15 protein-coding genes are annotated in these 18,974 nt (G+C 71.3%); 10 read left to right on the forward strand and 5 right to left on the reverse strand.

Features of this window, described 5'->3' with window-relative positions:
* Positions 1–4 precede the first annotated feature (4 nt).
* The 3 genes from ADL12_RS35890 to ADL12_RS35900 all read left to right on the forward strand — a co-directional run bounded on the left by ADL12_RS35890 (position 5) and on the right by ADL12_RS35900 (position 4,240).
* The gene (locus ADL12_RS35890; RefSeq protein ID WP_062710397.1) at positions 5–1,027 is read left to right on the forward strand and encodes an HtaA domain-containing protein; all 1,023 of its coding nucleotides are present in this window, start codon (positions 5–7) and stop codon (positions 1,025–1,027) included.
* A 100-nt stretch (positions 1,028–1,127) separates the two neighbouring features.
* Entirely contained in the window at positions 1,128–1,670 is a 543-nt protein-coding gene (locus ADL12_RS35895; protein WP_062710401.1) for a hypothetical protein, read from the forward strand.
* Between the two features lie 14 nt (positions 1,671–1,684).
* Positions 1,685–4,240, forward strand: a complete 2,556-nt coding sequence (locus tag ADL12_RS35900; protein WP_062710403.1) for an immunoglobulin domain-containing protein — start codon at positions 1,685–1,687, stop codon at positions 4,238–4,240.
* Positions 4,241–4,302: 62 nt separating this feature from the next.
* Here ADL12_RS35900 and ADL12_RS35905 read toward each other — a convergent pair whose 3' ends face one another.
* From ADL12_RS35905 to ADL12_RS35920, 4 genes are all read right to left on the reverse strand, one after another.
* A complete protein-coding gene (locus ADL12_RS35905; RefSeq protein ID WP_062710405.1) occupies positions 4,303–5,028 on the reverse strand; it encodes a class I SAM-dependent methyltransferase in 726 nt (241 codons plus the stop codon).
* Between the two features lie 153 nt (positions 5,029–5,181).
* The gene (locus ADL12_RS35910; protein WP_062710408.1) at positions 5,182–7,620 is read right to left on the reverse strand and encodes an ATP-binding SpoIIE family protein phosphatase; all 2,439 of its coding nucleotides are present in this window, start codon (positions 7,618–7,620) and stop codon (positions 5,182–5,184) included.
* A 187-nt stretch (positions 7,621–7,807) separates the two neighbouring features.
* On the reverse strand, positions 7,808–10,192 hold the full coding sequence (locus tag ADL12_RS35915) for an MFS transporter (RefSeq protein ID WP_062710411.1): 2,385 nt from the start codon (positions 10,190–10,192) through the stop codon (positions 7,808–7,810).
* A 146-nt stretch (positions 10,193–10,338) separates the two neighbouring features.
* Positions 10,339–10,782: an SRPBCC family protein gene (locus tag ADL12_RS35920; RefSeq protein WP_062710414.1), complete on the reverse strand. Its 444-nt coding sequence runs from the start codon at positions 10,780–10,782 to the stop codon at positions 10,339–10,341.
* Between the two features lie 217 nt (positions 10,783–10,999).
* Between ADL12_RS35920 and ADL12_RS35925 the strand changes: the two genes are divergently transcribed.
* The 4 genes from ADL12_RS35925 (at position 11,000) to ADL12_RS35940 (ending at position 14,803) form a co-directional block, all read left to right on the forward strand.
* On the forward strand, positions 11,000–12,043 hold the full coding sequence (locus ADL12_RS35925; protein ID WP_062710417.1) for an Rv2578c family radical SAM protein: 1,044 nt from the start codon (positions 11,000–11,002) through the stop codon (positions 12,041–12,043).
* A 136-nt stretch (positions 12,044–12,179) separates the two neighbouring features.
* Positions 12,180–13,757 (forward strand): alpha/beta hydrolase, encoded by a 1,578-nt coding sequence (locus tag ADL12_RS35930; protein ID WP_062710419.1) that lies wholly within the window; start codon positions 12,180–12,182, stop codon positions 13,755–13,757.
* A gap of 73 nt (positions 13,758–13,830) precedes the next feature.
* A complete protein-coding gene (locus ADL12_RS35935) occupies positions 13,831–14,229 on the forward strand; it encodes a RidA family protein (protein ID WP_062710424.1) in 399 nt (132 codons plus the stop codon).
* 40 nt (positions 14,230–14,269) lie between these two features.
* The gene (locus ADL12_RS35940; RefSeq protein ID WP_062710427.1) at positions 14,270–14,803 is read left to right on the forward strand and encodes a GNAT family N-acetyltransferase; all 534 of its coding nucleotides are present in this window, start codon (positions 14,270–14,272) and stop codon (positions 14,801–14,803) included.
* 54 nt (positions 14,804–14,857) lie between these two features.
* Here the strand turns inward: ADL12_RS35940 and ADL12_RS35945 are convergent, their stop codons facing one another.
* Positions 14,858–15,433 (reverse strand): adenylosuccinate lyase, encoded by a 576-nt coding sequence (locus tag ADL12_RS35945; protein ID WP_062710430.1) that lies wholly within the window; start codon positions 15,431–15,433, stop codon positions 14,858–14,860.
* Positions 15,434–15,841: 408 nt separating this feature from the next.
* Between ADL12_RS35945 and ADL12_RS35950 the strand changes: the two genes are divergently transcribed.
* From ADL12_RS35950 to ADL12_RS35960, 3 genes are all read left to right on the forward strand, one after another.
* Positions 15,842–17,659, forward strand: coding sequence for a 3-hydroxyacyl-CoA dehydrogenase family protein (locus ADL12_RS35950; RefSeq protein WP_062710433.1), 1,818 nt, complete (start codon positions 15,842–15,844; stop codon positions 17,657–17,659).
* A gap of 136 nt (positions 17,660–17,795) precedes the next feature.
* On the forward strand, positions 17,796–18,608 hold the full coding sequence (locus tag ADL12_RS35955; RefSeq protein WP_062710472.1) for a TetR family transcriptional regulator: 813 nt from the start codon (positions 17,796–17,798) through the stop codon (positions 18,606–18,608).
* 140 nt (positions 18,609–18,748) lie between these two features.
* Positions 18,749–18,967: a hypothetical protein gene (locus tag ADL12_RS35960; RefSeq protein WP_062710436.1), complete on the forward strand. Its 219-nt coding sequence runs from the start codon at positions 18,749–18,751 to the stop codon at positions 18,965–18,967.
* Positions 18,968–18,974: the final 7 nt, after the last annotated feature.

Here is an 18,974-nt window from a genome sequence, read left to right on the forward strand (position 1 = left end):
GAAGATGGCGAAAAGACCCGGCGCCGCCGCCGTGACAGGCGGCGCCCTGCTCGCGCTGCTGTACCCGGGCGCGGGGTCGGCGGCCGCACAGGCGGCCCAGGACTCGCAGGCGTCCCCGCGCCCGGTGTCCGGCGGATACGCGAGCTGGACGACGACCGGCTCGGAGCCGACCGACCACGGCATGTCGATCGACGTCACCGAGCCCGCCGTACGGGGATCCACGGACCGCACCTGGCTCCCGGCCACGGGCGGCAGCGCGGACCCCGAAACCGGCGCCGTGGACGTCGAGTTGGGCGGCGCGGCCCGCTTCGTTCCGTCCGCCGACCCGGTACAGCCGTTGACGCTGAGCGCTCTGCGGCTGCGCCTGGGCGACGGTGACGGTAACGGTAACGGCGGTGCGCTCTACGCCCGTACGGTCGCCGACGGCCAAGCACGCGAGGTGACATTGGCGGATGTCGCCGCGAGCGGCGCCGGTCCTGCCGTACGGGCAGGAGGGGTGACGTGGACCGGCCTGCGGGCGTCGCTCACGGACGAGGGCGCGCGGCTGCTGGCGGAGTGGAGCGGGGAGCCGTTCGCCGAGGGCGACGGGCTGGGCCTGCTCGATGTGACGGTCGGGACCGGGAGCACGACCCCACCCGACCCCACCGGATCGCAACCGCCCGCCGAGGCGCCGACACCGTTGCCGGCCACCACCGCCCCGCAGGAGCCGAAACAGTCGGCCCCCGCCGCAGCCGTGGCGGTCGAGGAGCTGACAGCGGGCGGCGAACAGACCGTCACCGGCACGGGGTTCGAGCCCGGCGAGGTCGTCCTCGTCGCGATCGACGGGGACACCCGGTACCAGGCGGTGGCCGACGAGGCGGGGCGGGTCTCCCGGACGTTCCCGGTGTACGCGACGGCCACCGAGGGCGCGCACACCGTCGAGCTCTCGGCGGTGACCGGGGAACGCAGGGCCGTCGTGGACTTCGGCGTGAGGCATGCCCAACTCCCTTACGACTTAAGAGCATTGGGACTCTTTGCCGTCCGTTGACAAACAAACGGAACTAGTACTTAGGTTTGCCTTACCTAACCGCGATGGGTGTCTCGGTCAACACCGAGGCACCCGCACCGAGAAAGGTGACCAGCTCACCATGAGATCCGTTCCCTCCGCCCGTCCTGTTGCCGCCCGCGCCACTCTCGCCGTAGCCGCCTCCGCCGCGCTGACCCTGGGCCTGGCCACCTCGGCCTCCGCCGCCACCTCGACCCGCACGGTCACCGACGGCGGCACGACGTACAACCTGTCGCTGACCTCGCCCGGCACGGCCGCCGCCGCGGGCCAGGTCATCACGGTCTCCGGCTCCGGCTACAACACCGGCCAGGGCATCTACGTCAGCCTGTGCGTGGTCGACGGGGCGCAGGGCGCCAACAAGCCCACCCCGTGTCTGGGCGGGCAGGACGAGAACGGCTCCACCGGTGCCTCGCACTGGGTCAACAACACCTTCGGCGGCATGTTCGCCAACAGCTCCAAGTTCGGCACGGGCGGCACCTTCAGCGTGCAGATCTACGTCGAGGCCACGCTCGACGACGGCAGCGTCTGCGGCCAGGACGTCGAGTGCGCCGTGGTGACACGCGCGGACCACTTCGACAGCGAGGACCGCAAGTACGACGTCCACGTCCCGATCACCTTCCAGTGACCGAAGGGACCCCCATGCAGCACACACGACCGGCGGCGCTCCTGAGCGCCGCCGCGCTCGTGGCCGCCTCCGTGGCCGCCTTCCTGGCCGTCGGTACGGCCGCGCAGGCCTCCGACACACCGAAGACGGCGCTCGGCAAGGACGGCCAGAAGCTCACAGTCTCCGCCTCCGCGGGCCTCGACCCTGCCGGCGAGACGCTCCGCATCACCGGCTCCGGCTACGACGCGACCAAGGCCATCTACGTCGCCCTGTGCAAGGACAACGGCGACAACCGCGTCCCCACCCCGTGCCTCGGCGGCGCCGACCAGAACGGTACCGGCAGCTCCTCCCAGTGGATCGTTCCCGAGGGCGACGAGTACGCGGGCGACCTCGCCGTGCACTGGGGCCAGGGCGGCACCTTCGACGTCGGGATCGCCGTCAAGGGCAAGGACAGCAGCCTGGACTGCACCAAGGTCACCTGCTCGGTCGTCACCCGCGTCGACCACCGCAACCCCGGCGACCGCTCCCAGGACGTGCGTATCCCGGTCACCTTCGAGGGCCAGGACCCCGGCGACGGGGACGGCGGCGGCGACGGCGTGGACGTGCCGCCGGGCACCGTCAGCTACGCGCAGGCCGCCGAGTTCACCACCGCGGGCCGCCCGCTGGACCTGCTGCTGCACCCCGACTCCGGGAAGCTGTACGTCGGTTCGGACAACATCCCCGACACCGCGGACGTCGCCGAGCAGGGCCTGTACGCCCTCGACCCGAAGGACGGCAAGCTCCTCGGCCACGTCCAGCAGGCCCCCGGCGCCACCGGCGCGCTCGCGGCCCGCGTGGTCCGCCGGCTCGCCGCCCCGCTGGCCGGCGACGGCGTCGTCTTCCACTATCCGCTGCGGGGCATAGGCACCGCGAAGGACGGCGACACGGCCGCGCAGGGCGTGTGGCTGACCGGCGGCACGGTCACCGGCGTCGGTCCCGGCACCGACGCGTCCACCACGCTGGTCGCCCAGGGCGCCGTCCTGTCCGAGGTCGAGACCGCCACCGGAACGGTCGAGAAGACCACCACCCTGGAAGGCGGCGGCATCCTCGGCGTGGACACCACGCGCGCCGCCGCCTGGTCGGCGGACCCCGCGGGCGGAAAGCTGTACCGCGTCGACACCGGCTCCCTCACGGTGACCGCCACCGCCGAACTCCCGTCGGCCTCCGTCTACTTCGTCGAGACGGACCCGACGACGGGCAACGTGTGGGTGGGCAGCTCGTACGACGTCCTCGTCTTCGACAAGGACGGCAAGCAACTGGCCGAGCTGACCGGCAAGGACCGGGCCACGGCCATGGCCTTCGTCAAGTCCACCGGCGAGGCCTTCGTCCTGCGCGAGGACTGGGGCACCGCCCAGGACGGCGCGGACAACGTCGGCGCCCTGGAGGTCTACGACAGCGCCACGGCCCGGCAGGCGGCCGAGCCGGTCGCCCTGCCCGGCAGCCGCGCCGGCGCCTACGCGGGCGTCGCCGTCACCCCGGGCGCCGCGTCCGTCTACGTCACCGACCAGGCCGAGAGCAAGGTCGTCAAGCTCGACCGCCGCGTCTCCCCCAAGGTTGTCCAGTCCCCCACCGACCAGTCCGTCGCGCCCGGCGACAAGGCCACCTTCGTCGCGGCCGCCGAGGGCTCCCCGGAGCCCACCGTGCGCTGGCAGGTCAGCCCCGACGGCGGCCAGACCTGGTCCGCGGTCGAGGGCGCGACGCAGAACGCGTACTCCTTCACCGCGAAGACGGCCCAGGACGGCTACCGATACCGTGCCGAGTTCACCAACTCGACGGGCACGACCCGCACTTCGCCGATCACCCTCACGGTCACCGAACCCGGCGACGGCAACAACGGGGGCAGCGATGACGGGGGCGACGACGGCGAGGAGTCCGAGCCGTCCGGCACCAAGACCGTCACCGGCCCGAACGGCCAGAAGCTCACCGTCACCCCGGTCAACAACCTCGCCACCGAGAACCAGACCCTCAAGGTCACCGGCACCGGCTACCACACGAAGAAGGGCATCTACGTCGCCCTGTGCGTCGACAACGGCGACGGCGAACTGCCCACGCCGTGCATCGGCGGCGTCGACATGACCGGCGGCTCGCACTCCTCCGCGTGGATCTCCTCCAACCCGCCGGACTACGGCGAGGACCTGGCGATCCCGTACGGCGAGGGCGGCACCTTCGAGGTCGAGCTGACCGTCGATGCCAAGGACGAGTACACCGACTGCTTCAAGGCCACGTGCGTCCTGGCCACGCGGGGCGACCACACCCTCTCCGGCGACCGCTCCCAGGACGTCAAGGTCCCGGTCGGCTTCGTCGGGCAGGATCCGGTGGACACGGACGACGACACCGGCGGCAACAGCAGCTCCGGCACAGGCACGGGCTCGACGGGCGGAACCACCGGCGGCACGGACACCGCCTCCACCACGGGTGGATCCGGCGGCACCGGCACCGGGGGCGGCAGCCTCGCCTCCACCGGCGTGACCGTGCTTTCCGTCGCCGCACTCGCGGCCGCCCTGCTGGCCACCGGGTGGGTGGCATACCGCAGGGGCCGTACCGTCAACTGATCGGCAAATACGGCGAGTTCGTCCTCCGGCGCGCGCACGGACGCGCCGGAGGGCCGGCACCATCAGGCCGTCCGGCCCGCCACCACCCACGTCGACGGCAGCTCGATCCGCGTGCCGTCGGGCCCGTACTCGGTGGTGACCAGCGGCAGTTCGCCGCTCGCGAGGACGGTGAGTCCGGCCGCGCGCAGATACTCGGGCACGGCGTCGTCGGCGACCTCGCCCGGGGCGATGCCGTGCCGGAAGATGGGCGCGAGCTTGGGCGGCGGACCCGCCGGGTTCTGGGCGAGGCCCATGAGGACGGGCTTGGCGGACTCGGAGAGTTCGACGAGGAAGGCCCGGCCGCGCTCGCCGACCAGCGTGGCGATGCCGTTCACCATGGGCTGCCGGTCGTCGGGCTCGGCCTGGTGCAGTACGCCCCGCATGTAGATGTTGGCGTCGCCGAGTTCGGCGTGCAGCGTCTCGGCCTCGGTCTTCTCCACGGCGTCGAACAGCCGGTACGCCGCCTGCCCGGCGGGGTCAGCCTGCCGGGCGTGGTCGAGGGCCGCGGCGGACAGGTCCGCACCGAGGACGCGCCGGAAGCGGTCGGCGAGGAAACGGGTCTGAGTGCCGTTGCCGCAGCCGAGGTCCACCATCGGCAGGCCGGGATCGGCCAGGTGCGCCTCGAAGAGGGGCAGGTGACGGCCGGCGGTCAGGGCCGGCTCCGCGTCCCAGAACACCGCCCCCTGTTCGTCGGGGGCTTCACTCCAGAAGCCGTCCCAGGCCTCCCGGTATCGACTGGTCACGCTCATGCCCAACTCCCCAGGGTGCGACGCCGGCCCGTCGTCGAGTGACGGGCGAGTACGGTTTATCGCGGCCTGGTCACGGCTACAAGCGCGTGGCGCATTCCTTCACTCCGCATTCGAGACCGGTACGCCGTCGTACGCCCCTCGGAGTACAGATGATCAGCGTCGCGGGAGCGTGAGTTCGAACCAGACGGTCTTTCCGGCGCTCGTACGGCTCGTGCCCCATGCGCGCGCGAGCGTGCTCACCACACGCAGCCCCCGCCCGGACTCGTCACCCGGTCCGGCGTTGAGCAGGGTCGGCAGGTCGTGATCGTCGTCGTCCACCTCGCACAGCAGCGTGTCACCGCGGACGAGGCGCAGTTCGACGGAACGGCTGTGGGAGTGCCGTACGGCGTTGGTGACGAGCTCGCTGACCAGCAGTTCGGCGGTGTGCACGAGGCGGGGCAGGCCCCACTCGTGCAGCTGTTCACGGACGACGGCGCGGGCCCGGCCGACCTGTCTCGGGTCGAGGTCGATGCGCCACTCGGCGACGTCGTCCGGCTCGATGCCGTTGAGGCGGGCCATCAGCAGGGCGACATCGTCCTTGCGGCCGCCTCGTGTGTTGAGGGCGCGGATGATCGTGTCGCAGGCGTCGTCCATGGACGCGGCCGGGTGGGCGGCGGACTCGCACAGGGTCGCGAGGCCCACACCGATGTCCTCGCCCCGCACCTCGACCAGCCCGTCGGTGCACATCACGATCCGGTCGCCGGGCTCCACGCGCACACGTACCGCCTCGAAGGGCACACCACCGACGCCGATCGGCGCACCCGTGGGCAGGTCGAGCAGCTCGCTGCGCCCGTCCTCCGCGCGGACCAGGACGGGCGGGATGTGACCGGCGTTGGCGATCTGCAGTTCGCTCGCGATCGGGTCGTAGACGGCGTACAGGCAGGTCGCGAGGTGGGTGTCGCCGAGGCGCTGAGCGAGGTCGTCGAGGTTGCGCAGCAGCTGGGCGGGCGGCAGATCGAGGGCGGCCATGGTCTGTACGGCCGTCCGCAACTGTCCCATCATGGCGGCCGAGTTGAGGCCGTGACCCATGACGTCGCCGACGACCAGGGCGGTGCGGGCGCCGGGCAGCTTCACGGAGTCGAACCAGTCGCCGCCGACCCGTCCGAGGAGGGTGCCGGGCAGATAGCGGGTGGCGATGTCGCAGCCCGCCATGCGCGGCGGGATGTGCGGCAGCATGCTGTCCTGGAGGGTCTCGGCGACGCTCTCCTGGTAGGTGTACATGCGCGCGTTGTCCAGCACGAGGCCCGCGCGGGCGGCGAGTTCGGCGCCGGTGACCCGGTCCATGTCGTTGAACTCGACGCGCTCCGGGTGCCGCAGCAGGATCATGAAGCCGAGGACGACATTGCGTGCCTTCAGGGGCACCACCAGCATCGAACGGCCCGTGATGAGCGGCCGGATGTCGCGCTTCTCGAACTGCGAGGCGATCGCATGGCCCATCTGCTCGCTGATGCGCGGCACGAGGACCGGCTCGCCGCTGGTCATGCACTGGAAGAACGGCGTGTGCGCGGGGAACGGCATGGCCTCGCCGACCGGTACGACGTCGTCCCAGCGGCCGGGTTCGTCGGTGTGCTCGACGGCGACCCGGTGCCACATGGTGGTCGTGTCCGGCACGCCCTCGGGGAATCCCTCGCCGGCGACGACCTGTTCGCGCAGGTAGGTGCCGGCGACGTCGGTGAAGCGGGGCACGACGGCCTTGCTGACCTCGGTGATGGTCCGGGCCAGGTCGAGAGAGGTGCCGATGCGGCCGCTGACCTCGTTGAGGAACTCCAGGCGTTCGCGTACGGCGGTGTACTCGAGGTCCTCGACCTCGTCGGTGTACTCCTGCGGTAACGGCAGGCCTTCAGCGGCGGCGCGGGCGGCCCGCTCCCGGCGGGCCTTGCGCTCGACGCGCCGGGGCACGCCCCAGTCGGGGGTGACGGGCACCCGGTCGTTCTGGCTGAACTCCAGGACCGGATAGCCGAGTTCGAGGATCTGCCCGACGATGCGGGCGCCCTCCTCGACGCTCATGCTGGGCAGGATCTCGGGGAGGCGGCGGGAGAGTTCCTCGGCGCCGGGGAAGTCGGTGTGCAGGGCGAAACCGGGTGCGACGCGCTCGAAGCCGGTGTTCTCGTCGGGCTCGCTGCCCTGCTGGAGTGCGCCCACATCGGCGCCGAGCACCAGCAGCCGCTCCGGCCCGGGCCCCACCAACGGGTAGGCCCACCACAGGACGTCGACCCGGTCACGCTCGAACACGGTGAGGCGGGCGCGGCCGGCGGCAGGGTAGAACAGCCGCCCGTCGAGGGAGGTTTCGAGATCGTGACCGAAACCGTCGTAGGCCCCGTACGCGCCGTACGGCGTGACGTCGTCCTCCTCGGGCAGCGCTCCGGAGACGGGCAGCAGATCGACGGCCGGGCGTCCGATCGCCTCCTCCTTGGCGGCGCCGAACAGGCGGCGTGCGCCGGAGCTCCAGTGGGAGACGAGACCCTCGCGGTTCACCACGACGACGGCCAGCGGGACGCGGCCGGCCACGGCGTGCTCCGTCACCGCGTCGTCCCTCTCGGTGCCACGGTCCATGGCCCAGGCCCTCTCTCCCCACGGCTCCGCAAGATCTGTGCCGCCTACTCCACCGTACGGCTCCCGGCGGTGGCGATGTGCGGCAACACGGGAATTGGTGTGACGGGATCACAGCTGCCCGCGACGGGACCGATCGACCCGCCCGCGCCACGTCCGCGCAGGACAGCACGGGGTGCCGGTCACCGGCTCAGTCGTCATGCCCGAGCAGAAGGTCGCGTTCCGTTCGATCTCCTCCGGCGACTTGGAGCACGGTGGCGACCGGCGGGTAACCCGCGGCGATGACGGTGTACTCGCCGGAGGACAGGTCGACGAACCGGAAGGTTCCGTCGGGGCCGGTGGTGAGCGTGTCCCTGACGTTGCCGGCCGGGTCGAGCAGCGTCACGCGCGCGTCCTCGACGGGCCGCCCACCGCCCGCCCGCACGGTGCCGCGCAGCACGGCGCCGCCGGCGAGTTCGATGTCCTGGCGGGTCTCACGGGCCACCTGGACGGTGACGGGGACAGCGGTGGGACGGAAGGCGGGCGAGCTCGCGGCGAGGGTGTACTGGCCGGCCACCAACTCGGTGATGACATAGCCGCCGTCGCGACCGCTGCGGGTCGTGGCGACGACGTCGCCGTGCACGTCGGTGAGCGTGACGGTGGCGTCCACGGGCGTACCGTCCGGTGTACGCACGTTCCCGGCGAGGCGTCCGGCGCCGCCGAGGACGATGTCCAGCTCGACGGGGTACTCACCGACGGTCACGGAGACGGCCTGCGGCTGGTGGCCGCCCGCCGCGGCGATCAGCACGTACGTCCCCGCGCCCGGCGTGGCCAGCCCGTACCGCCCGTCCTCGCCGCTCGCGCCGCGCCCGACCTGCTGCCCGGCGACGTCGATCAGGGTGAGCGCTGCGCGTGGTACGCCCGTCCCGTCCGGGTGCTGAACTGTGCCGCAGAGGGGATCCCCGGCGGTGTATGGCGAACGTGCCGGCGGGACCTGGCCGTCCACGGGCGCCGTATCCGTCTCCAGGGCGGGGGCGTCGTGGGACACCAGGGGCTTCTCCTTGAGGAAGAAGGCGATGAGCAGGCCGAGCACCAGCACCGGCACGAGGTAGAGGAAGACCCTCGGCATGGCGTCGGCGTAGGCCCGGATGTAGCCGTCGCGCAGTGCCGGAGGCATGGCGTGGACGAGTTGGGGGGTGATGGACTCGGGGTCGGGCAGCTCGCCGTTCGCGCGCGCGGGCAGGCGTTCGGCGAGGGCGTCGGCGAGCCGGGCGGCGAAGAGGGTGCCGAAGATCGCCGCGCCGACGCTGCCGCCGATCTGCCGGAAGTAGTTGTTGGCGCTGGTGGCGGTGCCGAGGTCGGCGGGGCGCACGGAGTTCTGCACGGCGAGGATCAGGACCGGCATCACCATGCCGATGCCCGCGCCGAGCACGGCCATCCAGAGGCTGTAGTGCAGCCGGGGCGTGTCGACTTCGAGGCGGGACAGCAGCCACATGCCGACGGCCGAGAGCGCGCTGCCGAGCACGGGGTAGATCTTGTAGCGGCCGGTGTGGCTGATGAGTTGGCCGGCGACGATCGAGGTGCCGACGATGCCGGCCATCATCGGCAGCATCAGCAACCCCGACTCGGTGGCCGTGGCCCCGTCGACCATCTGCAGGAACGTCGGCAGATAACTCGCCGCGCCGAAGAGGGCGACGCCGATCACGAGGCCGACCAGACCGGTGACGTTGAAGACGGAGTCCCTGAACAGCCGTAGCGGCATGAGGGGTTCGACGGCGAAGTGCTCGACGACGAGGAACAGGACGGTGGAGACGACCGCTCCCGCGCCGAGGCCGAGGATGACGCGGGAGTCCCAGGCGTACTCGGTGCCGCCCCAACTGGTCAGCAGGACCAGGCAGGTGGAGGCGGCGGCGAGCAGGAGGGAGCCGAGGATGTCGAGCCGGGCCTTGGCCTTGGGCTTCGGCAGTTTCAGGACGACAGTGACGACGGCCAGGGTGACGAGGCCGAAGGGGACGTTGATGTAGAAGCACCACCGCCAGGAGAGGTGGTCCGTGAAGTAGCCGCCCAGCAGGGGTCCGGCGACCGAGGCGAGGCCGAACGCGGCGCCGATCAGGCCCATGAAGCGGCCGCGCTCGCGGGGCGGCACGATGTCCGCGATGATGGCCTGGACGCCGATCATGAGCCCGCCCGCGCCGACGCCCTGGATCGCGCGGGAGGCGATCAGCTGGTCCATGGTCTGCGCCCGGCCCGCGAGCGCGGAGCCGATGACGAAGACGACGATCGCGAACTGGAAGACGCCCTTGCGGCCGAGGAGGTCGCCGAGCTTGCCGTAGACGGGCAGGCCGACGGTGGCGGTGAGCAGGTAGGCGGTGATCGCCCAGGACATCTTGTCCAGGCCGTGCAGCTCGCCGACGATCTTCGGCAGCGCGGTGGCGACGATCATCTGCTCCAGCGCGGCCAGCAGCAGCGCGAGCATCAGCCCGAAGAAGACCAACCGGACCCGGCGCGGACTCAGTGGGGTCTCGGCACTCTGGGGCGGAGCCTGTGGAGGAGGTGCGGTGACGATTTCGTCCTGCACCAAAGTCGCGCCGCCCACGGACCGCTCCCCTCGCCGTACCTGCTCACAATTCCCGCATTAGGCGACAACTACGAGCAAGCACGGCGAGTTACGGCGCTGTCCCGGACACGACCGAGATCCACTCGATCCGGTGAGGAGGCCAAAGGCCCCCGAACACCGGAGACTTACTGCTCGACCTCGGTGGCGAGCTTGGTGAGCAGCGCGTCGTAGATCCGGCCGAGACCCTTGGGTGCGAAGGTCTTCTCGAAGAAGCCGCCGATACCGCCGGCACCCTGCCAGGTGGTGGTGACGACGACCCGGGACTTGCCCTCGCCGGCCGGGGTGACCCGCCAGGTGGTGACCATGGAGGAGTTGCGGTCCTTCTCGACGAGCTCGCCGTCGGTGGGCTCGCTGACCTCCAGGAGGCAGTCGCGCACACGCTTGCTGGTGGCCTGGAGCTTCCAGTGGACGAGGGTGCCCTCGCCGTCGCCCCCCTCGCGCACCTCGTACTCGCTGAAGTGCTCGGGGAGCAGCTTCGCGCGCGTGCCGCTGTAGTCGGCGAGGGCGTCGAACACCTTCTCCGCGTCCGCCGCGACGACCCGCTCCGTAGTGGCCTCGACCTGCGCCATTGACTTCCTCCAGGACCAGAATTCTCGGGGGTTGGGGCAAGCCAACCACCCCGCTCCCGGACCGCCCAAATCGGGGTCCCGCTCAGCTCCCCGAAGCGATCACACATCGATCGAAAACGAAGCCGCGGACAGAAGCCAGGGACAGAAGTCAGGGACAGGTCGCACGACCAAGGGAACATGTGTTCTATTCTGGGGGCAGTGCTACCGAGGAGGCGTCATGCGCTGGGAGAACCTCACCCTGGACTCCGACCACAGCCGGGCCGACTCCGCGCTGTTCGGCGCGGACGCCGTAGTGACCCGCACCTTCGACACGCCCGAGTTCGCCGGGATCACGTTCCATGAGATCCGGGCGCGCTCGATCCTCAACCGGGTGCCGGGCGCCTCGCGGATGCCCTTCGAATGGACGGTCAACCCCTATCGGGGCTGCACGCACGCGTGCGTGTACTGCTTCGCCCGCAAGACCCACAGCTATCTGGACCTCGACACGGGCCTCGGCTTCGACTCCCAGATCGTGGTCAAGGTGAACGCCCCGGAGCTGCTGCGCCGCCAGCTCTCCTCGCGCCGCTGGCAGGGCGAGCACATAGCGATGGGCACGAATGTGGACTGCTACCAGCGTGCCGAGGGGCGCTACCGCCTGATGCCGGGCATCCTCGCCGCCCTGCGCGACCACGCCAACCCCTACTCGATCCTGACGAAGGGCACGCTGATCCTGCGCGACCTCGACCTGCTGAAGCAGTCCTCCGAGGTGACGGACGTCGGCATATCCGTCTCGGTCGGCTTCACCGACCCCGAGCTGTGGCGCACCGTGGAGCCGGGCACGCCCGCCCCCGAGCGTCGCCTGGACGTCGTACGGACCCTGACCGAGCACGGCCTCGGGTGCGGTGTGCTGATGGCGCCGGTGATCCCGTTCCTGAGCGACGACCCGGCCCAACTGCGGGCCACCGTGCGGGCGATCGCCGCCGCGGGAGCCACCTCCGTCACGCCGCTGGTGCTGCATCTGCGGCCGGGGGCCCGCGAGTGGTTCATGGCCTGGCTCGAACGGCACCATCCGTATCTGGTCCGCCGTTACGAGCGGCTGTACGCGGACGGCGCCTACGCGCCGAAGTGGTACCAGCGCCGGATCACCCGCCAGGTCCACGACCTGGCGCAGGAGTACGGCATCGGACCCACGAGCGCGGGCATGCCCCGCCGGATCCGCGAGCCCGAGCCGCAGCCCGCCGAGCACGCGCGGCCCGAACCGACCCAACTCTCACTCATCTGAGGGCATTGGAGCGCATCCCTCGACCCAATCGGGTCAAGTCCCGCCGGAACGAGTTCTTCCGGTGGTCCTTTCCGGGACGAATGCGGCAGGGACCGCGACACTCGCGGCCCGCGCCCCTCCGTCCTGGAAGGACCCCATGAGAGAACGCGCAGCCGTACTGTGCGGCGCCGCCGCCGTCGTGGCCGGGGCCCTGACGGCCGTCCCCGCCGAGGCGAGCACCCCGCCCACCGCGGACACCGCTCACGCCGCACCCCTCACCTGGAAGAAGTGCGGCACCAAGAAGTACCCGACGCTCCAGTGCGCGTCCCTGAAGGTGCCGCTCGACCACTCCCGTCCGCGGGGACGGCAGATCACGCTCGCGCTGTCGCGTGTCCCGCACACCGCGAAGAAGTTCCAGGGCCCTCTGCTGGTCAACCCGGGCGGCCCCGGCGGCAGCGGTCTGAATCTCGCCGGATTCGTGGCCTCCACACTGCCCAGGGCGGTGGCGGCCCAGTACGACGTCATCGGCTTCGACCCGCGCGGAGTCGGCAAGAGCAAGCCCGCCCTCGACTGCAGGCCCGGCCACTTCGCCGCGGTGCGCGGTGACGCCGTGCCGAGCACATTTCAGATCGAGCAGGCCAACCTCCGGCGCGCCGAGACCTTCGCGCGGGCCTGCGGCGAGAAGTACGGGGACGTGCTGCCGTACATCGACACGGTCAGCACCGTGCGGGACATGGACCGGATCCGTGCGGCACTCGGCGCGCGACAGATCAACTACTTCGGCTACTCGTACGGTACCTATCTCGGCGCGGTCTACGCGAAGCTCTTCCCGGAGCGGGTGCGGCGGGCGGCCCTGGACTCGGTCGTCGACCCCACCGGCGTCTGGTACGCGTCGAACCTCGCGCAGGACCACGCCTTCAACGCCCGGCACCGCGCGTTCATGGCATGGGTCGCCAAGCACAACTCGACGTACCGGCTCGGCACCCATCCGGAGCTGGTCGGGGCCAAGTGGTACGCGATGCGGGCGGCTCTCGCCAGGACGGCGGCAGGCGGCAAGGTGGGCGCCTCCGAGCTGGATGACACCTACGTCCCCGGTGGCTACTACAACGGCCACTGGCCCCACCTCGCGGAGGCGTTCGCGGCGTACGTGAACGACAAGAACGCCGACCTGTTGATCGAGGCGTACGACAAGCTCGGCGCCGCCGACGCGTCCGACGACAACGGCTACAGCATCTACGCCTCGGTGCAGTGCCGTGACGCCGCCTGGCCGCGCGACTGGCACGTGTGGCGGGCGGACAACTGGGTCGTGTACGCGAAGGCGCCGTTCATGACCTGGAGCAACGCCTGGTACAACGCGCCGTGCGCATTCTGGCCGACGAGTTCGCTCCACTCGATGAACGTCGCCAACGCCAAGGTGCCGCCGGTGCTGCTGTTCCAGGCGACCGAGGACGCGGCCACCCCGTACGCGGGCGCCGTCACGGCGCACCGCCTGCTGGCCCGCTCCAGTCTGGTGGTCGAGCAGGGCGGCGGTAACCACGGCATCACGCTGGGCGGGAACGCCTGCCTGGACAAGTACCTCACGGCGTACCTGACCGACGGCACGGTGCCGCGCCGCCGAGGTGCGGTCGACGCGGTGTGCGAGGCGCTGCCCGACCCGAAGCCACTGAGCTCCAAGGTCGCGTCGACGTCGTCACGCGGCGCCGAACTGCACGAGCTGGTCGGCTTCCGCCGCTAGAGCTTGTTCACAGGCTCTGAGGGCCTGACGGCCCGTCGGGGGCGTTGTCAGACCCATGGTCCACCATGGACGCATGAGTGAGCTGACCAGGATTCCCGCCCCCGACGGAGTCGCCCCCGACGCCCAGTACACACATGTCGTGCTCGGCACCGGCCGTTTCGTCGCCGTCTCCGGCCAGCTCGCCCTGGACGAGGACGGTGAACTCGTCGGCGAGGGCGATCCGGCGGCCCAGGCCCGCCAGGTCTTCGAGAACCTGCGGCGCTGCCTGGCCGCGGCGGGCGGGACCTTCGACGATGTCGTCAAACTCACCTACTTCGTCACGGACATGGCGCACATGCCGGCGATCCGTGCGGCCCGCGCCGAGCACATACCCGACGACCGGCTGCCGGCCGCTTCGGCGGTGCAGGTCGCCGGGCTGGTGCGGCCGGAGTTCCTGATGGAGGTCGAGGCGTTCGCGGTGGTGCCCGGTTAATCGAAGGCGAACCCAGGGGGGTGGTGTCTACGGTGCCGTCATGGACCACGACGGCATACTGATCCGCCCCATGACCCAGGCCGACTGCGACCGCGTCGCCGAGATCCGCATCGGCGGCTGGCAGAGCGCCTACCAGGGCCTGGTACCTCAGTCCTACTTGGACGCCCTGGACGTGACACAGGACGCCGAGCGCCGTCGCGCCCACCTCTCACAGGCCGACGGGAGCGTGGTCAACCTGGTCGCCGAGCGAGACGGCGAGGTCGTGGGCTGGGTCTGCCACGGCCCGTACCGCGACGGCGAAGTACGCACCGAGGACGCCGAGTTGTACGCCCTCTACGTGGACCCCGGACGGTACGGCGACGGCATCGGCCACGCCCTGCTCCAGGAGTCGGTACGCCGGTGCACGGCCGCCGGGCACGCTCGCATGCTGCTCTGGGTCCTCGAGCACAACACCCGTGCCCGGCACTTCTACGAGCGGGCGGGCTTTGGGGCGGACGGCGCCGAGGAGCCCTTCGAAGTGGACGGCGTGGAGGTGCCCGAGGTGCGGTACGCGCGGGAGCTGCCGGCCGGCTGACGGGTCAGCCCGAGTCACCGGCGGTCGGTCCGGGCTTCACCGCCGCCCGGCGTTTCACCGCTGTCTCGGGATCCGCGCCAGCGCATGGACCGCCGCCTCCGCGAGTGCCGGGTGGGCCAGCGCCTCGTTCAGGACGCGTCTGGCCCGGGCGTCGCCCAGTGTGCCGAGACCCTCCACGCAGGCGAGGGCCACGCGGCGGTAGGGGTCGTGCGGGCGCAGGCGGCGCTCCAGGGTGGTGATGAGGGCGGGCACGGCCTCGGGGGCGCGCAGCTCCACCAGGAGCCGGACCGGGTGCAGGGCGTAGGCGACGCGGAGCTCGTTGGTGGCGAGAGCCGCCGCCGCGCGGGCCGTGCGCGGGTCGCCCAGCCGGGCGAGGGCGTGGGCGGCGGAGACACAGCGCTCCGGATCACGGTGGTTCAGGAGCAGGACGAGAGACTCGAAGGACCGGCGGTCCCCGGCGAGGCCCAGCCGGAACGCGGCCAACTCCCTGGCCCACAACGGCTGGCCGGGCGCGGTGAGCACATCGGCGAGTTCGTCGAGGTCCTCGGTCGCCACGAGGCGGTCGTACGCGGCCGACGCTCCGGACTCCTGCCGTAAGCGCTCCGTGAGTGATCGCAACTCTTCGTCCATGAAGCCGAGCGTATGCAAGCGGCGCGCCTCGCGGGACCTACATCACAAAGACGAGGTCTGGCGCGCTCGTTACCCTCCGGTTAAGCTCATACGAGCGAGTTACCCACTCGCTGATTTGCTTGCAGCGGCCTGGTGACGCAGCCACTGCAAGGGGGCACCTCCCATGCCTTCAAGGCAGTGGGGGCGCTGGTCGGTTCGGTACATCACGTACCTCAGTACGACTCGGCTCCGGGACAGGGCCGGTCGGATCCACCGTTCCCCGGGGCGTGTGCGCGCCCCCGGTGACGGCACCGGGCGTGTGCGCCAGTAGCCCGGCAACACCCGCACTCACTCCTTTTCGCACCCGGTGCGCCCCTCGGCGCACCCGGGCGCGCTTCCAGTCGTCACCCTCATTCCTGGAGTCCCGCGATGGCCACTCCCCTGTCCGACACCGCGTCCGACACCCCTCTGTCCCCGCTCAAGACCGTCGCCGTCGTCGGCCTCGGCACCATGGGCAGCGGCATCGCCGAGGTCCTGGCCAAGGCCGGTCGCGAGGTCATCGGCATCGACATCAGCGAGGCCGCGGCCGCCAAGGCCGTCGCCGCCCTGGAGTCCTCGACCGCCCGCGCCGTGGAGCGCGGCCGGCTCACCGAGGAGGAGCGCGCGGACGCCCTCGCCCGCATCCGCACCTTCACCGACCTGCGGGCCGCGGCCGACGCGGACCTGGTCATCGAGGTGGCGCCGGAGTCGTACGAGATCAAGCAGCAGATCTTCCGCGAGCTGGACGGGATCGTGCGCCCCGAGACGATCCTGGCGACCGGTACCAACGCCCTCTCGGTCACGCGCCTGGCCGCCGACTCGGCCCGCCCCGAGCGCGTGCTGGGACTGCACTTCTTCAACCCGGCGCCTGCGATGCGCCTCGTCGAGGTCGTCTCGTCCGTGCTGACCGCGCCGACGGCCGTCACCGCGGTCACGAACCTCGCCCTCGACCTCGGCAAGGAGCCCGTCGCGGTCGGTGACCGGCCCGGCTTCGTCGCCGACGGGCTGCTGTTCGGCTACCTCAACCAGGCGGCCGCGATGTACGAGGCGAAGTACGCCTCCCGCGAGGACATCGACGCCGCGATGCGGCTGGGCTGCGGGCTGCCGATGGGGCCGCTGGCCCTGCTCGACCTGATCGGCATCGACACCGCGCGCCGGGTCCTGGAGGCCATGTACGCCGAGTCCCGCGACCGCCTGCACGCCCCCGCGCCGATCCTCAAGCAGCTCAGCGAGGCGGGCCTGACGGGCCGTAAGTCGGGCCGCGGCTTCTACACGTACGAGGCGCCGGGCAACGCCGCCGTCGTGCGGGACGCGCTGACGCCGCTGGACGGCGCCGCCCTGGCCCCCGGCCGCACGGTCCGTTCTGTCGGTGTCGCGGGCTCCGGCACCATGGCGTCCGGGATCGCCGAGGTCTTCGCCAAGGCCGGGTACGAGGTCGTGCTGGCCGCCCGCAGCGAGGAGAAGGCGCAGGCCGCGAAGGCCCGTATCGGCAAGTCGCTTTCCCGCTCTGTCGACAAGGGGCGGATGACCGCCGAGGCCGCCGCGCAGACCCTGGACCGGATCACAGCGGCGGGCTCGTACGACGCGTTCGCCGACGTCGATCTGGCCGTCGAGGCCGTCGCCGAGGACCTGGAGATCAAGCAGCAGCTGTTCGCGGCGCTGGACAAGGTCTGCAAGCCGGGCGCGGTGCTCGCCACCACCACCTCGTCGCTGCCCGTCGTCGCCTGCGCCCGCGCCACCTCGCGTCCGCAGGACGTGATCGGCATGCACTTCTTCAACCCGGCGCCGGCGATGAAGCTGGTCGAGGTCGTCCGCACGGTGCTGACCGCCGACGACGTCCACTCCACGGTCCGCGAGGTCTGCGGCAGGATCAAGAAGCACGCCGTGGACTGCGGTGACCGGGCGGGCTTCATCGTGAACGCCCTGCTGTTCCCGTACCTGAACAACGCGATCAAGATGGTGCAGGAGCACTACGCGACGCTCGACGACATCGACGCGGCGATGAAGCTGGGCGGCGGCTACCCGATGGGCCCGTTCGAGCTGCTGGACGTCGTCGGGCTCGATGTCTCCCTCGCGATCGAGAAGGTCCTGCACCGCGAGTTCCGCGACCCCGGCCTCGCTCCGGCGCCGCTCCTGGAGCACCTGGTGGCCGCGGGCTGCCTCGGCCGCAAGACCGGCCGCGGCTTCCGCGAATATGCCCGGCGCTGAGCGGCCCGGCGACTGGTTCAGAAGCGGTCAGGAGTGGGGCGGGCTGCTGGACCCCGGCAGCCCGCCCCCGCCCGCCCGGGGCGGGGGAAACCCGGTGCATGCGCATCAAGCTGCGCACATGCAGTACGTTCGGGTCATGTCCCAGCCCGCCAAGTCCTCACGTACACCAGCCACGCCCGACGCGCCGGAAAGTGCCGCCGGCAGTCGCGCGGCCGCCCAACGGCTCAAGATGCGCCGCGAACTGGCGGCCGCGGCGATGGAGCTGTTCGCGACCAAGGGGTACGAGGCGACCACCGTCGACGAGATCGCGGCCGCGGCCGGGGTCGCCCGCCGCACGTTCTTCCGTCACTTCCGTTCCAAGGAAGAGGCGATCTTCCCGGACCACGACGACACCCTGGTCCGCGCCGAGGCGGTGCTCAACGCCGCCCCGGCCCATGAGCACCCGCTCGACACGGTGTGCCGCGGCATCAAGGAAGTCATGCGGATGTACGCGGCCCGGCCGGAGATCTCGGTCGCCCGCTACAAGCTCACGCGCGAGGTGCCCACCCTGCGCGAGGCCGAGATCGCGTCGGTGGCCCGCTACGAACGCCTCTTCACCCGCTATCTCCTCGGCCACTTCGACGAGCACGCGCACGACGACGACGCCAACGACGACCCGTTGCTGGCGGAGGTCGCCGCGTCGGCCGTGGTCACCGCCCACAATCACGTCCTGCGGCGCTGGCTGCGGGCCGGGGGTCAAGGCGACGTGGAGGCGCAGCTCGACCATGCCTTCGCGATCGTACAGAGGACGTTCGGGACGGGCATCGGGGTGGGCCGGGAGACCGCGCCGCGTACGGCGCCGGCCTCCGTGGCCACGCAGGGCGAGGTTCTGGTGACGGTGGCCAGGACCGACGCGCCGCTCGACGAGGTGATGCGGACCATCGAGCAGGCGCTGAAGGAGCGGGGCTAGGGCGAACGGGCCCAGGGCCTTACGCAGGGCGTTACGCAGGGTGCTCACGAGGGATCCCTCGGTGGGAACCATTGCGTCGGCTCATCCGTCCTCCATGTCGAGAGCACGATCTTCATGGTGCGCGACGGAAGTGAGTTGCCATGCAGGCGAAAGACTCGACCAAGCTCGAAGCCACGCTGGCCGACGGGCGGCGCATGACCCTGTCCCTCCCCGCGACGGACGCGAAGTGGGCCGCCGACGGCATACAGGGCCTGCGCGCCGTCCCGCCCACCCACACGGGCCGCGGTGAGGAGCCGCCCGCCCTCCCCGAGGAGCCGGCGCTCCCCCTGCAGGTGGCGCTGCTCGGCCTCGGCGCCTAGGCAACAC

This window comes from Streptomyces regalis, from assembly GCF_001509475.1.
In the GTDB taxonomy this organism is placed as follows: domain Bacteria; phylum Actinomycetota; class Actinomycetes; order Streptomycetales; family Streptomycetaceae; genus Streptomyces; species Streptomyces regalis.

Excerpts from the sequence above, each read along its gene's own strand:
- ADL12_RS35900 (WP_062710403.1), top strand. The coding sequence starts at position 1,685 with ATGCAGCACACACGACCGGCGGCGCTCCTGAGCGCCGCCGCGCTCGTG.
- ADL12_RS35950 (WP_062710433.1), top strand. The coding sequence starts at position 15,842 with ATGGCCACTCCCCTGTCCGACACCGCGTCCGACACCCCTCTGTCCCCG.
- ADL12_RS35940 (WP_062710427.1), top strand. The coding sequence starts at position 14,270 with ATGGACCACGACGGCATACTGATCCGCCCCATGACCCAGGCCGACTGC.
- ADL12_RS35890 (WP_062710397.1), top strand. The coding sequence starts at position 5 with ATGGCGAAAAGACCCGGCGCCGCCGCCGTGACAGGCGGCGCCCTGCTC.
- ADL12_RS35960 (WP_062710436.1), top strand. The coding sequence starts at position 18,749 with ATGCAGGCGAAAGACTCGACCAAGCTCGAAGCCACGCTGGCCGACGGG.
- ADL12_RS35905 (WP_062710405.1), bottom strand. The coding sequence starts at position 5,028 with ATGAGCGTGACCAGTCGATACCGGGAGGCCTGGGACGGCTTCTGGAGT.
- ADL12_RS35920 (WP_062710414.1), bottom strand. The coding sequence starts at position 10,782 with ATGGCGCAGGTCGAGGCCACTACGGAGCGGGTCGTCGCGGCGGACGCG.
- ADL12_RS35945 (WP_062710430.1), bottom strand. The coding sequence starts at position 15,433 with ATGGACGAAGAGTTGCGATCACTCACGGAGCGCTTACGGCAGGAGTCC.
- ADL12_RS35955 (WP_062710472.1), top strand. The coding sequence starts at position 17,796 with ATGTCCCAGCCCGCCAAGTCCTCACGTACACCAGCCACGCCCGACGCG.
- ADL12_RS35935 (WP_062710424.1), top strand. The coding sequence starts at position 13,831 with ATGAGTGAGCTGACCAGGATTCCCGCCCCCGACGGAGTCGCCCCCGAC.
- ADL12_RS35925 (WP_062710417.1), top strand. The coding sequence starts at position 11,000 with ATGCGCTGGGAGAACCTCACCCTGGACTCCGACCACAGCCGGGCCGAC.
- ADL12_RS35910 (WP_062710408.1), bottom strand. The coding sequence starts at position 7,620 with ATGGACCGTGGCACCGAGAGGGACGACGCGGTGACGGAGCACGCCGTG.
- ADL12_RS35930 (WP_062710419.1), top strand. The coding sequence starts at position 12,180 with ATGAGAGAACGCGCAGCCGTACTGTGCGGCGCCGCCGCCGTCGTGGCC.
- ADL12_RS35895 (WP_062710401.1), top strand. The coding sequence starts at position 1,128 with ATGAGATCCGTTCCCTCCGCCCGTCCTGTTGCCGCCCGCGCCACTCTC.